12 protein-coding genes, 1 tRNA gene and 1 pseudogene are annotated in these 13560 nt (G+C 69.2%); 11 read left to right on the plus strand and 3 right to left on the minus strand.

The features are described from left to right. Positions 1-196: 196 nt before the first annotated feature. Positions 197-337, plus strand: coding sequence for a DUF6083 domain-containing protein (locus Q8A52_RS03150; protein WP_316748495.1), 141 nt, complete (start codon positions 197-199; stop codon positions 335-337). Between the two features lie 232 nt (positions 338-569). Here the strand turns inward: Q8A52_RS03150 and Q8A52_RS03155 are convergent, their stop codons facing one another. Beyond that, positions 570-1025: a GNAT family N-acetyltransferase gene (locus Q8A52_RS03155; protein WP_316748497.1), complete on the minus strand. Its 456-nt coding sequence runs from the start codon at positions 1023-1025 to the stop codon at positions 570-572. Between the two features lie 340 nt (positions 1026-1365). Between Q8A52_RS03155 and Q8A52_RS03160 the strand changes: the two are divergent. Together Q8A52_RS03160 and Q8A52_RS03165 are read left to right on the plus strand one after the other, a co-directional pair. Continuing rightward, positions 1366-1431: pseudogene (locus Q8A52_RS03160) on the plus strand (ATP-binding protein); the annotation flags it as partial. A gap of 17 nt (positions 1432-1448) precedes the next feature. Beyond that, positions 1449-1598 carry a hypothetical protein gene (locus Q8A52_RS03165; RefSeq protein ID WP_316748499.1) on the plus strand — a complete coding sequence of 50 codons (150 nt, stop codon included), beginning with the start codon at positions 1449-1451 and terminating at the stop codon, positions 1596-1598. Positions 1599-1660: 62 nt separating this feature from the next. Here Q8A52_RS03165 and Q8A52_RS03170 read toward each other — a convergent pair whose 3' ends face one another. Further along, entirely contained in the window at positions 1661-2200 is a 540-nt protein-coding gene (locus tag Q8A52_RS03170; protein WP_316748501.1) for a peptidoglycan-binding domain-containing protein, read from the minus strand. Between the two features lie 970 nt (positions 2201-3170). Between Q8A52_RS03170 and Q8A52_RS03185 the strand changes: the two genes are divergently transcribed. Further along, on the plus strand, positions 3171-3593 hold the full coding sequence (locus Q8A52_RS03185; RefSeq protein ID WP_316748505.1) for a hypothetical protein: 423 nt from the start codon (positions 3171-3173) through the stop codon (positions 3591-3593). A gap of 222 nt (positions 3594-3815) precedes the next feature. Here Q8A52_RS03185 and Q8A52_RS03190 read toward each other — a convergent pair. Then, positions 3816-3887: transfer RNA gene (locus Q8A52_RS03190), tRNA-Arg, on the minus strand. 187 nt (positions 3888-4074) lie between these two features. Between Q8A52_RS03190 and Q8A52_RS03195 the strand changes: the two genes are divergently transcribed. From Q8A52_RS03195 to rho, 7 genes are all read left to right on the plus strand, one after another. Next, complete coding sequence (locus tag Q8A52_RS03195) at positions 4075-4536, plus strand: response regulator (protein ID WP_408649168.1); 462 nt, start codon at positions 4075-4077, stop codon at positions 4534-4536. Positions 4537-4857: 321 nt separating this feature from the next. Then, a complete protein-coding gene (gene nrtL / locus Q8A52_RS03200; protein WP_316748509.1) occupies positions 4858-5838 on the plus strand; it encodes an ArgS-related anticodon-binding protein NrtL in 981 nt (326 codons plus the stop codon). Positions 5839-5894: 56 nt separating this feature from the next. After that, the gene (gene lysA / locus Q8A52_RS03205) at positions 5895-7286 is read left to right on the plus strand and encodes a diaminopimelate decarboxylase (protein ID WP_316748511.1); all 1392 of its coding nucleotides are present in this window, start codon (positions 5895-5897) and stop codon (positions 7284-7286) included. 146 nt (positions 7287-7432) lie between these two features. Next, the gene (locus tag Q8A52_RS03210) at positions 7433-8725 is read left to right on the plus strand and encodes a homoserine dehydrogenase (RefSeq protein ID WP_316748513.1); all 1293 of its coding nucleotides are present in this window, start codon (positions 7433-7435) and stop codon (positions 8723-8725) included. Positions 8726-8731: 6 nt separating this feature from the next. Beyond that, positions 8732-9790, plus strand: a complete 1059-nt coding sequence (thrC, locus tag Q8A52_RS03215) for a threonine synthase (RefSeq protein WP_316748515.1) — start codon at positions 8732-8734, stop codon at positions 9788-9790. Between the two features lie 325 nt (positions 9791-10115). Next, positions 10116-11033, plus strand: a complete 918-nt coding sequence (thrB, locus tag Q8A52_RS03220) for a homoserine kinase (protein WP_263212677.1) — start codon at positions 10116-10118, stop codon at positions 11031-11033. Between the two features lie 405 nt (positions 11034-11438). Further along, complete coding sequence (gene rho / locus Q8A52_RS03225) at positions 11439-13466, plus strand: transcription termination factor Rho (RefSeq protein WP_316748519.1); 2028 nt, start codon at positions 11439-11441, stop codon at positions 13464-13466. Positions 13467-13560: the final 94 nt, after the last annotated feature.

Raw genomic sequence — 13560 nt, forward strand, 5'->3', positions numbered from 1 at the left:
GATGGACGACTGTCGCAGGCGCCCCGTCCGGTTCGCAGCCTACGCATATGCCGCCGGGCTTCCGACCCTCGCGGTATGGGGGTTTTGGAAGAGGGACCGCGCAGGTTGGCAGGTGGGCGGTCGCACTGCCTGTACTGCGGTCTGCCGGCGGATCGCGTGGCGACGCCGGAGCAGGACCGGGTGGTGCTAGCCGGACATGACCCCGCTGGCCCATACGGTGCTGGCGGAGCATCGGTGGATCGAGCTCTCCGACGGTCGGGTAACCGTCTACGGGGTGTGTCCGCCGGATCCGTTTCAACGGTGCCGTATCGAGCACCGGTTGGCCTGCTCTGCGTAACCGCAGCCGGATCTTTGGCCGTGGTCGACGACGCTGCGAGTGGAGAACGGGCGGCGAGCGGAGCGGCGGGCTGACCCGGAGCCACCAGAGCCTCCGGAGGAATGGCCGGATGCGGGGTAACGGTCGCATGAGGCACACATGAAGCTGAGGGACATCGACGTCCAGGAACCCACCGGCTTCTTCGTCATCTGACCAACAGAGGCCAAAGCCCTCCGCAGCTACCCGGATGAACTCACCGAGGGGGAAAGGCCAGCCGCAGAACGATCTCGCCGTCGTCGATTTCACCCGTAGGCTCGAACCCGAACTTCTGGTAGAAGGGCCACGGTTCGCCGTCGCCGGGATCGTAGCTGGTGAGCAGCTCGGTGGCGCCGTCCGCGCGAACCAGGGCGGCGATCTGCGTAAGGGCCTCTCGGCCGATCCCTCGCCTCTGGTGCCGCTTGTCGACGAGGAGGCGCCAGATGAAGTGTCGCCCCCTGTAAGGGCCAGCCGGCGGCTTCCACGACAGCATCACGAAGCCGACGGGCTCGTCGCCGATGTACACGGCGCGGTACCAGGGATTGGCCTCCGGTTTCTTTGCCGCCTCCTTGAGCGACCTGGACACGGAGGCGACGAATTGCTTCTGGTCACGCCGGACGCGGAGGGCACGAACGGCATCCCGGTTGTCGTCGGTGATCTCCCGCAGATGCACGCCTGGGGACCTCATGCCACACCCCTTCCAGCATCCGGCGGCTGCGCCGTCCGGGCCGACGTGAAGAGCCACCGCCGTGCGACGGTGCGCGCAATACCAGGGACGTCAGGTTGGACGCCTTCGCAGCGTATTCGACGCAGCGGACCTGGAGCGGGACTGGCACGTCGGGCTGCGTCCGCACCGAAGCAGCTGCATTGACCTGGGCAGACGCTCCAAGACCCCCTGCGCACACGGCTCCCGTACGGCTCTGGCGCTCTCGACGGCCAACGACCGCACCCGCGCCACATCGAAGCGGCGCTGCCTCGACTGCGACGGCAGCGGCAAGGAGTGAACGCGGACGATCGACCGCTACCCCTGCGAGGACTCGCCGCGGCTGGGAGCGATGACCTTGCACCCGACGCCGGAAGGCTGCGGAGCCTGAAGATGCAACTGCTGTTCGTGTCGGCGGTGGTCGGACTGATCGGCTTCAGTCTGCTGCTGGTGATGGTCTTGTCCCGCCCCTTCGCGGGCGATCTGAGCGTGACCCCGGCCCCGTACAAGGAGGCAGCACTGGCGCAGTTCTGGACGAAGTAGAAGGGTGCGGACGCCAAGGCGCCCGGCCCGGGACGCAGTGCCGGGGGCCGGGCGCAACATGCTCAGCGGCAGTTGGTGGAGCTGCTGTAGCTCGCTTCGACGAAGCCATTGGTGTAGTCGGTGTTGAAGGCGTATTCGCCGTTGTTGACGTTGCGGGAGAGGTACTTGTCTCCGTTGCGGCCGACGTACGCGACGCTGAAGCCGTTGTCGGTGCTGGAGAGGTGCTTGCTCGCCTCGCCGAACGTCTTGCTGCCGACGACGCCGTCGGCCTCGGACGAGCCGAGATAGTGCGTCTGCCACGCCTGGGTGGCGGCCTTGGTCTTCGGCCCGAACTTGCAGTCGACGTCCGACTCCGACAGGTATCCGTCCTTCCACAGCACGAGCTGCCAGAGCCCGGTGGCACCGCTGTTGGCGTGCTGGGTCGTGGACAGCAGGCCTTCGTCGGACCAGTCGTCGCTGACGTCGCCCCAGCCGTTGACGAATCCCTGCGCGGTGGCCGCGCTGGCGGTCGGCGCGGTGGCGGTGAGCACGCCGAGCGCGAGTCCGGCGGCGGCGAGTGCGGTGGCGCGGTAGCGGGTCTTCTTGGTGATGTTCTTGCCCATCGTGATGTTCGGTCCCCGTCTTTGAGCGGTTGCGTATCAGCGTGCGCCCGGGGGCGGGAGTGTGAGGCTCCGGCCACCAGTTCGTACATACGTACGATATACGAGCGGCCTGCCATCTCCCAATCTTGATCGGGGCGTTGGCGCCGAGGCGGATCAACGTGAGGGAGGACGCGGCCCTTGATCTTCCGGTTCCCGCCGACGCGGGGCCTCGTTGTCAGGGCCGTGGGGTGGCCGTGGGGTCTCTGACAGAATCGGCGCCGGTGGGCCTGCCGCATGTTTGCGAGCGCCGGGCTCCGCTGTCGAAGAGATTTGGGTGCAGACCTTGGGTAAGGGTGCTGTCGAACAGGTCATGAGTATGAGTTGGTGGCGGTAACGCGCCTGGTGGTTGCGGGCGAACTCCTGTTTTTGGTGCCAGGACCAGTAGGTGTCGAAGTGGCCGTTGGCGCGTAGGGCACGGAGCTTGAGCACGACTTCGGCTCCAGGCAGGCCCCAGCGGGCCCCGGTGATGTCGAGTCGGTCCTTGACCAGGTGGCGGCAGGCTCCTTCGATGATGCCGGTGCCGATGGGCCAGCCGCGTTCCAGCGCGGTGTCGTAGCGCAGGTACTGGGCCTTGTTACGGAGGTAGCCGATGGCGTCGTCGATGCCCTTGCATCGCTTCTTCTTCAGCCGGGCGGCGCGGGCGGCCGTCTGCAGCGCGGTGTCCGGGTGTACCAGGAGCGTCAGGTAGCGGCATTGGCGCCGCTCTCAGGGGTGTTGACGGCTGAGCAGGTCGAGCACGTGTACGGCGTCGCTCGCCATCGCCAGGCTTGGAGTCGGGCCTGAGGCGGTGCGTCTCAGCGAGGTGCCGGCCTTCCCCGCGGGACCTGTGAGCGGTCTCCAGGGTGTGACCATCGTCGGGGCGGGGGCCCTGTCAGTGCCGTCTCTTACGCTCCGCTCTTGAACAAGCTGTTCGAGTGGAGAGGGGACGCGGATGGGTGGCAACGCATGGAGACACACGGGCCCGTATCAGCGTGATCTGGCGGCCGCGTTCCGGCAGGAGCAGGAAGACGAGTTGGCGCGGGACAACCACGGTTTCGAGGGGCGGTCCGTCGAGGAACTGTGGCGCGACCCGGAGTGGCATGAGTACATCTTCACCGGCGGCACGGGCTCCGTGTTGGACTTCCCTCTCATGATCGAGGCCGCGGACAGCGATGACGGTCCGTTCATGCGGCCGCTGAGCGATGACGAGGTGCGAGCGTGGGCTCCTCACGGCCGACCCACCTACGAGGAGTGGGACGCCGCACTCGGCTCCGAACAGTTGGACTTCCCAAGCCGCGGCCGGGGGAACTGCACAGTGCTCTACCGCGACGGTAAGCCCGCGCAGACCGCCTACTGGGGGGTCACCGCCGACTAGGAGGAACCGGTACCGCCTTGCGATGTGGCCCACACCCTGTCCCGGGATCCGGCCACATCGTTTTGCGGGGCTCACCAGGCGTGATGCCCCAAGATCCCGTCCACGCCTCGTCCACGGACCCCGACATACGGCCGCTCCGGGCGGCACACGCCTGCACATACGCGAAGACCCCGGCCTCAGCGTTTTCGCTGGTGACGGGGTCTTTTGGCACCTTCTTCGAGGTGCCCCCGGCAGGATTCGAACCTGCGCACACGGCTCCGGAGGCCGTTGCTCTATCCCCTGAGCTACGGGGGCGTGTCCGCTGTGGAGCTGTTCGCTCCTGGCGACGGGTAGAACACTACCAGCTCCCTCGGGGTGTTCATGAACGGGTTTACGGCGGGACGGAGCGGGCGGCTCGCTCGCGTGGGTGGAAGTGGGGAAAAGCCGGACGCGGTGGCCGGTGCGGACCTACTCTCGAGTTGTGCCGGGCGTGTCGGGTCGGGTGCTTGTTGTGGACGACAACAAGGTCATCCGGCAGCTGATCAGGGTCAATCTTGAGCTGGAGGGGCTTGAGGTCGTGACCGCGGCCGATGGTGTCGAGTGTCTGGATGTGGTTCATGAGGTGCGGCCCGATGTCGTCACCCTGGACGTCGTCATGCCCCGCCTGGATGGACTGAGGACCGCCGCTCGGCTGCGTGCCGACCCTCGGACTCGTGATCTTCCCCTCGCCATCGTCAGTGCCTGCACTCAGCACGAGGTCGAAGGTGGGCTGGACATCGGGGTCGATGCCTTTCTCGCCAAGCCGTTCGAGCCCGCCGAACTCGTCAGCGTCGTACGGCAGTTGATCGAGCGGGGGCGTGGAGGATCGGCTGATGGTGAGCGGGCGGGCCCTGCCCTCGGTGGCTCCTTCGGTTCCGAAGAGGTTGAGCTTTCGGCGGAGCGTGCCGGTCGGGCCGGTGCCTGATCCGCACAGTGCCGCACAGTGCCGCACAGTGCCGCACAGTGCCGCACAGTGCCGTGCCGTGTCCGCACAGTGTCGTGCAGTGCCCCGGCGGGTTCGGCTGTCCGTCCTTGAGAGCGCGCGGGAGCGCGTGAGAGTGCCTGCGAGTGCAGGTGTTGATCGCTCCCAAGCCAACCCAAGCTCCGCCCCAAGCCCCGCCCCACCCCGGTCCGGTCCCCATCTCCGTCCCCGTCCCCGTCCGTCCCCGTCCGTCCCCGTCCACATCCCGGACCCATCCCCAAACCAACTCGCATACCCACCCCCCTCCTCCCATACGCTTGTCCCGTGACCCCCGTCGAGCTCTCCCGCACCGTGCTGCGCGCGGTGCGTCGTGCTGTTGATGAAGGGGAGCTGAGTGTGACCGTTCCGGAGCGGGTCGTGGTTACGCCGCCGGGGCCGGGGGGGTGTGGTGATTACGCCACCAACATCGCGCTCCAGCTCGCCCGGCCGGCAGGCCGGCCGGCGTTGCGTGTCGCCGAGATTCTGCGGCCGCATCTCGTGGGGGCGGAGGGGGTCGGTGATGTCGTCGTCACCGGGCCCGGGTTCATCAACATCTGTCTTGCGGGAGGGGCGGATCCCGTTGCCTCGCTGGTGACGGAGATTCGGGAGCGCGGGGACGAGTACGGCCACGGCGATGCCCTTGCCGGGGAAGTCGTCGAGTTGCGCGTGCCGTACGAGGCCCGTGCCGAGGTCGTTGCCGACGCGCTCGTGCGGATCGTCGCCGCTCAGGGCGGGCGGGTGGAGATCGATCACCGTGAGCCCGTCAATCTGCGGCCCGTCCCCGCCCCGGAGGACCCCGCCCCGCTCGGTCCCGACGCCGCCCGCTGGGCCCTGCTCCACCCCGCCCCGCACGACCGGCCGCGGATCACCGCCGACCACCTCGTGCAGCGCGAGGGCAACCCCCTCTTCCGCGTCCGGTACGCCCATGCCCGCACCCGGGCCCTCGGCCGCAACGCCGCCCGGCTCGGTTTCGACGCCGAAGCCGGTGACATTGCGGACATTGAAGTACGTGATCTCGTCGGCGCCCTCGCCGACTACCCCCGTATCGTCACCGCGGCCGCCACCCACCGTGCTCCGGACCGGCTTGCCCGGCATCTCGTCACCGTCGCCGATGCCGCCCTGCCCTTTCTGCCTGTCGTGCTTCCGTACGGCGAGGAGAAACCCTCGGCCGCCCACCGCGCCCGGCTCGCCCTCGCCGAAGCCGCCGGGACGGTGCTGGCCGGTGGCCTGTCCCTGCTCGGTATCGACGCACCCGACCACCTCTGAGCACGCCCGCAGAAGAACAGAAGCAACGCCCAGAGAGCCCACAGAGAGCCACAGACATGAGCCGTTCCGCACATCCCGCCGGGCCCCGTCACGCCGACGTTTTCACCGAGGGGCACTACTCCGCCCCGCCCGCCGACCTCAACGCCCTCGACGCCAAGGTGTGGGCGCAGACCGTCACCCGTGATCAGCAGGGCGTCGTCAGCGTCGGCGGCATCGACGTCAAGCGGCTCGCCGAGGAGTTCGGTACGCCCGCCTACGTCCTCGACGAGGCCGACTTCCGGGCCCGGGCCCGGGCGTGGCGTACGGCATTTGGGCAGGATGCCGATGTCTTCTACGCCGGGAAGGCGTTCCTCTCGCGTGCCGTCGTGCGGTGGCTGCACGAGGAGGGGCTCAACCTCGATGTCTGCTCCGGCGGTGAGCTGAGCACCGCCCTCTCCGCCGGTATGCCCGCCGAGCGCATCGCCTTCCACGGCAACAACAAGTCCGTCGCCGAGATCGAGCGGGCCATCAATGCCGGTGTGGGACGGATCGTTCTCGATTCCTTCCAGGAGATCGTGCGGGTCGCTCATGTCGCCCAGTCGCTCGGGAAGCGGCAGCGCGTGCAGATCCGGATCACCGTCGGCGTCGAGGCCCATACGCACGAGTTCATCGCCACCGCCCATGAGGACCAGAAGTTCGGCATTCCGCTGGCCGGCGGGCAGGCGGCGGAAGCCGTGCGGCGCGCCCTTCAGCTCGACGGGCTCGAGCTGATCGGGATCCACTCGCACATCGGGTCGCAGATCTTCGACATGTCCGGGTTCGAGGTCGCGGCCCATCGCGTGGTGGGGCTGCTGAAGGACATCCGGGACGAGCACGGTGTCGAGCTGCCCGAGATCGACCTCGGGGGTGGCCTCGGAATCGCGTACACGAGTGATGACGATCCGCGTGAGCCCCATGAGATCGCCAAGGCGCTGACCGAGATCGTCGGCCGCGAGTGCGAGGGCGCCAGGCTGCGGACTCCCCGTATCTCCGTCGAGCCCGGGCGCGCCATCGTCGGGCCCACCGCCTTCACGCTCTACGAGGTCGGCACCATCAAGCCCCTCGACGGGCTGCGTACGTACGTCTCCGTCGACGGAGGTATGTCGGACAACATCCGCACCGCGCTGTACGACGCCGAGTACAGCGTCGCCCTCGCCTCCCGCACCTCCGACGCCGAGCCCATGCTCGTGCGCGTCGTCGGCAAGCACTGCGAGAGCGGGGACATCGTGGTCAAGGACGCGTTCCTGCCGGCCGATCTGGCACCGGGCGACCTCATCGCGGTCCCGGCCACCGGTGCCTACTGCCGGTCCATGGCCAGCAACTACAACCATGTGCTCCGGCCGCCCGTCGTCGCGGTGAACGACGGCGAGGCCCGGGTGATCGTCCGCCGCGAGACGGAGGAGGATCTCCTGCGTCTCGACGTCGGCTGAGCAGCGGAAAACGGGACCGGAAGATCTCCGGTCTTTCTGTCCCGGCAGGATGAAATAGATATCTCACGATCCGGACGAAGGGTAGAAACTCCCGTCCGGTGAGTGAGACTGGTGCAACCGTAGACGGTATGAGGAAACGAGGTCGGATGATGCGTACGCGTCCGCTGAAGGTGGCGCTGCTGGGCTGTGGGGTTGTCGGCTCAGAGGTGGCGCGCATCATGACGACGCACGCCGACGACCTCGCCGCGCGGATCGGTGCCCCGGTGGAGCTGGCCGGCGTGGCCGTCCGGCGGCCGTCCAAGGTCCGGGAGGGCATCGACCCGGCTCTCGTCACCACCGACGCCACCGCCCTGGTCAAACGCGGCGACATCGACGTCGTGGTCGAGGTGATCGGCGGGATCGAGCCCGCGCGGAGCCTCATCACTACCGCCTTCGAGCACGGGGCCTCCGTGGTCTCGGCCAACAAGGCGCTGCTGGCCCAGGACGGGGCCGCCCTGCACGCCGCCGCCGAGGCGAACGGCAGGGACCTCTACTACGAGGCCGCCGTCGCCGGTGCCATCCCGCTGATCCGGCCGCTGCGCGAGTCCCTGGCCGGTGACAAGGTCAACCGGGTGCTCGGCATCGTCAACGGCACGACCAACTTCATCCTCGACAAGATGGACTCCACGGGCGCCGGCTACCAAGAGGCGCTCGACGAGGCCACGGCCCTCGGGTACGCGGAAGCCGACCCCACCGCCGACGTCGAGGGCTTCGACGCCGCCGCCAAGGCCGCGATCCTCGCCGGTATCGCCTTCCACACACGCGTGCGCCTCGACGACGTCTACCGCGAGGGCATGACCGAGGTCACCGCCGCCGACTTCGCCTCGGCGAAGGAGATGGGCTGCACCATCAAGTTGCTCGCCATCTGTGAGCGGGCCGCGGACGGGGGCTCGGTCACCGCGCGCGTGCACCCCGCGATGATTCCGCTGAGCCACCCCCTCGCCTCCGTGCGCGGCGCGTACAACGCCGTGTTCGTCGAGTCGGATGCCGCCGGGCAGCTCATGTTCTACGGCCCGGGCGCGGGCGGCGCTCCCACCGCCTCGGCCGTTCTCGGCGACCTGGTCGCCGTCTGCCGCAACCGGCTCAGCGGGGCAACGGGGCCCGGCGAGTCGGCGTATGCCGCGCTGCCCGTCTCGCCCATGGGCGAGGTCGTGACCCGCTACCACATCAGCCTCGACGTCGCCGACAAACCGGGTGTTCTCGCCCAGGTGGCGACCGTCTTCGCCGAGCACGGGGTCTCGATCGATACGGTTCGGCAGCAGGGCAAGGACGGCGAGGCCTCCCTCGTTGTCGTCACCCACCGCGCGTCCGACGCCTCCCTGACCGGGACCGTCGAAGCGCTGCGCAAGCTCGACACCGTGCGGGGTGTCGCCAGCATCATGCGGGTTGAAGGAGAGTAACCAGCAATGACCCACCAGTGGCGCGGAATCATCGAGGAGTACCGGGACCGGCTTCCGGTATCCGACACCACGCCGGTCGTGACGCTCCGCGAGGGCGGCACGCCCCTCGTGCCCGCGCAGGTGCTCTCCGAGCGCACGGGCTGCGAGGTCCACCTCAAGGTGGAGGGCGCGAACCCGACCGGGTCCTTCAAGGACCGCGGTATGACCATGGCCATCAGCAAGGCCAAGGAGGAGGGGGCCAAGGCGGTCATCTGTGCCTCCACGGGCAATACGTCCGCCTCCGCGGCCGCTTACGCCGTGCGTGCCGGGATGGTCTCCGCCGTACTGGTGCCCCGCGGGAAGATCGCGCTCGGCAAGATGGGCCAGGCCCTCGTGCACGGTGCGAAGATCCTCCAGGTCGACGGCAACTTCGACGACTGCCTCACGCTCGCGCGCAATCTGAGCGACAACTACCCCGTGGCGCTGGTCAATTCGGTGAACCCGGTGCGTATCGAGGGCCAGAAGACGGCCTCCTTCGAGATCGTGGACATGCTGGGCGACGCCCCGGACATCCATGTGCTGCCGGTGGGCAACGCGGGCAACATCACCGCGTACTGGAAGGGGTACCGGGAGTACGCCGCCGACGGCGTGTCCACCAAGACCCCTCGGATGTGGGGCTTCCAGGCCTCCGGCAGTGCCCCGATCGTGCGCGGCGAGGTCGTCAAGGACCCCTCGACCATCGCCACGGCGATCCGCATCGGCAATCCGGCGTCGTGGCAGTACGCCCTGGCGGCGCGGGACGAGTCCGGCGGTCTCATCGACGAGGTGACGGACCGTGAAATCCTGCGCGCCTACCGGCTGTTGGCCTCGCAGGAGGGTGTCTTCGTGGAGCCCGCGTCCGCCGCGTCCGTGGCCGGTCTGCTGAAGGCCGCCGAGCAGGGCAGGGTCGACCCGGGCCAGCGGATCGTGTGCACGGTCACCGGCAACGGCCTCAAGGACCCGGACTGGGCCGTCGCCGGCGCCCCGCAGCCGGTCACCGTCCCGGTCGACGCGGCGGCCGCGGCCGCGCGGCTGGGCCTGGCCTGACGCCCGAGGCCCGAGGCAGGCCCGCCCGTGGCCTGCTCCGGGCGTGCTCGGGGAACACCCCCGGGCAACCTGAGAACCGCTTGTGGCGTCCTAACCTGTGAAGTCCCTAGAAGGGGGGGCACAGGGGGCTTACGACACGCATCGTGCGCCTCCTGTGCGCCCTATGTCGCCACAGAACCTTCCTTCGATAGGCTGTAGTCAACCCGCCCGCCGCATATGCCTGCGCATCAGGCAGGGCGCCGCATCGTTTCCGCGGCCTGAGGGTCCTCACATCCCTATCGAATGTCATTCGACAATCACGCAGCTCAAGGAGAGTCATCGAGAGATGGCCGGTCCAGCGTTCCGCGCCGCCGCCGTCCGGGTGCGCGTCCCCGCCACCAGCGCCAACCTCGGCCCGGGCTTCGACGCCCTCGGCCTCGCGCTGGGGCTCTACGACGACGTCGTCGTCCGGGTGGCCGACTCCGGGCTGCACATCGACATCGCGGGTGAGGGCAGCGAGACGCTGCCGCGAGATGAGAGTCACCTCCTCGTACGGTCCCTGCGCACCGCCTTCGATCTGCTGGGCGGACAGCCCCGCGGCCTGGAAATCGTCTGCGCCAACCGCATTCCGCATGGCCGTGGCCTGGGCTCCTCCTCCGCCGCCATCTGTGCCGGCATCGTCGCCGCCCGCGCCGTGACCATAGGCGGAGAGGCGAAGCTCGACGACACGGCGCTGCTCGAACTCGCCACGGAGATCGAGGGGCACCCCGACAACGTCGCGGCCTGCCTGCTCGGCGGCTTCACGCTCTCCTGGATGGAGGGCGGCGCCGCGCGGGCCATCAGGATGGAGCCCAACGATTCCATCGTTCCGGTGGTTTTCGTGCCCGGAAAGCCGGTCCTGACCGAGACCGCGCGCGGCCTGCTGCCGCGCACCGTGCCGCACGTCGACGCCGCCGCCAACGCGGGCCGTGCAGCCCTGCTCGTCGAGGCCCTGACCAGGCGCCCCGAGCTGCTGCTGCCCGCCACCGAGGACCGCCTCCACCAGGAGTACCGCGCCCCGGCCATGCCGGAGAGCGCCGCGCTGGTGGAGCGGCTGCGTGCCGATGGGATCCCGGCAGTCATCTCGGGTGCCGGGCCCACCGTCATGGCACTGGCCGACGCCGGGACCGCCGACAAGGTGGAGGCCCTGGCCGGCGTGGACTGGGCCGCCAACCGGCTGAGCCTGGATGTTCAGGGCGCGAGCGTACTGCCGCTTGCGACCTGACACACGGTTGCCGGATTTGGAGAGGGGGAATGTTTGTTGGATCCGGTAGTGTTAACCTCAAGTCTGCACCCGACCCCACCATGGCGAGGTGCTTCGTGTCCCCGTCCGGGACAGACATTCTTCCGGGAGTCTCCCAAGCCACTCTGTGTTCCGTACGTCGTACCTGGGCAGTACGCCGTACGCGGGCACTGAGCGGGCCGCTGGGCACGCTCCGGAATCGGTGCGACCGCGCCGCGTGACACTGGGTGCCACGGCCCGTCGGGGAAGCGCCATCACCAGATATCTCTTCCGCCGCTTTGGCGGACCACCGCCCCGGCTTGGTTCACAGAGACAGAACCGATGCCGGACAGCACAACCGGTCGCCGAGCCAGACAGGCCGACGTCCGCTCCAGGGAAGGACCCTTCGTGAGCGACACCACCGATCTGATGGGCGCACGTGTCGAGGAGACCGCTGCCGCGCCCGCCACGGACGCCTCCGCGCCTGCCACCGGTGCCGGCTCCCGGCGGCGCCGCGGTACCGGCCTCGAGGGCATGGTGCTGGCCGAGCTGCAGCAGGTCGCATCCGGCCTCGGCATCAGGGGCACCGCGCGTATGCGCAAGAGCCAGCTGATCGAGGTCATCAAGGAGGCGCAGGCAGGCGGGGGCGCCGCCCCCAAGGCCGCTGCTCCCGCAGGGGACGCCGCCGAGACCAAGCCGAAGCGCCGGACCACCTCCCGGGCCCGTACGGGCGAGGAGGCGGACAAGAAGGCGGAGGCCAAGTCCGAGGCGCCCGCCGAGAAGGCCGTGGCCCAGCAGCAGATCGAGATCCCCGGACAGCCGGCCGGCGGCACCGCCCGCGCGAGCGAAGCCGAGCGCGGGGGAGACGACGCCCCGACCGAGCGTCGCCGTCGCCGTGCCACCGCCGAGGCGGGCAGCCCGGCGGGTGCTCAGGCGAGCAGCCCCGAGACGATCGCCGCCGAGGCGAAGAGCGAGGCCAAGGCCGAGGCGCCGGCCCCGCAGGCGCAGGGCGAGGCCAAGGGCGAAGCCGGTGACGGCGAGGGCCGTGGCCGCCGTGACCGCCGTGAGCGCGGCCGCGACCGTGACCGCCGTGGCAAGGGCGACGAGCAGCAGGGCCAGGGCGGCCAGCGCCAGCAGCCGAGCCAGCAGCAGGGCGGCGGCCGTCAGGACCGCGGCCAGCAGGACGACGACGACTTCGAGGGCGGCCGCCGTGGCCGTCGCGGCCGCTACCGCGACCGCCGTGGCCGTCGTGGCCGTGACGAGTTCGCCGGCAACGAGCCGCAGCTCGCCGAGGACGACGTCCTGATCCCCGTCGCGGGCATCCTGGACATCCTCGACAACTACGCCTTCATCCGTACGTCGGGCTACCTGCCGGGTCCGAACGACGTGTACGTCTCCCTCGCCCAGGTCCGCAAGAACGGCCTGCGCAAGGGTGACCACGTCACCGGTGCGGTCCGTCAGCCCAAGGAGGGCGAGCGCCGCGAGAAGTTCAACGCGCTGGTCCGCCTCGACTCCGTCAACGGCATGGCGCCCGAACACGGCCGTGGCCGCCCGGAGTTCAACAAGCTGACCCCGCTGTACCCGCAGGACCGCCTCCGCCTGGAGACGGACCCGGGCGTGCTGACCACCCGCATCATCGACCTCGTGTCGCCGATCGGTAAGGGCCAGCGCGGTCTGATCGTGGCCCCGCCGAAGACCGGCAAGACCATGATCATGCAGGCGATCGCCAACGCGATCACCCACAACAACCCCGAGTGCCACCTGATGGTCGTCCTCGTCGACGAGCGTCCGGAAGAGGTCACCGACATGCAGCGGTCGGTCAAGGGCGAGGTCATCTCCTCGACCTTCGACCGCCCGGCCGAGGACCACACCACGGTCGCCGAGCTCGCCATCGAGCGCGCCAAGCGTCTGGTGGAGCTGGGTCACGACGTCGTCGTGCTGCTCGACTCGATCACGCGTCTGGGCCGTGCGTACAACCTCGCCGCCCCGGCCTCCGGCCGCATCCTGTCCGGTGGTGTCGACTCGACCGCCCTGTACCCGCCGAAGCGGTTCTTCGGTGCCGCGCGCAACATCGAGGACGGTGGCTCGCTCACCATCCTGGCGACGGCTCTCGTCGACACCGGCTCCCGCATGGACGAGGTGATCTTCGAGGAGTTCAAGGGCACCGGCAACATGGAGCTCAAGCTCGACCGGAAGCTCGCCGACAAGCGCATCTTCCCGGCGGTGGACGTGGACGCGTCCGGCACCCGTAAGGAAGAGATCCTGCTCGGCAACGAGGAGCTGGCCGTCGTCTGGAAGCTGCGCCGGGTGCTGCACGCGCTCGACCAGCAGCAGGCGATCGAGCTGCTGCTCGACAAGATGAAGCAGACCAAGTCGAACGTCGAATTCCTGATGCAGATCCAGAAGACGACGCCGACGCCCGGCAACGGGGACTGAGGCACACCGCCTTCTGAAAGGCCGCCCCCCGTCACGACAGTGACGGGGGGCGGCCTTTTGGCGCTGAGAGGAGTGGGCGCGCCTCGCGCCCCTT

The organism is Streptomyces herbicida (assembly GCF_032656585.1).
Lineage (GTDB): Bacteria > Actinomycetota > Actinomycetes > Streptomycetales > Streptomycetaceae > Streptomyces > Streptomyces herbicida.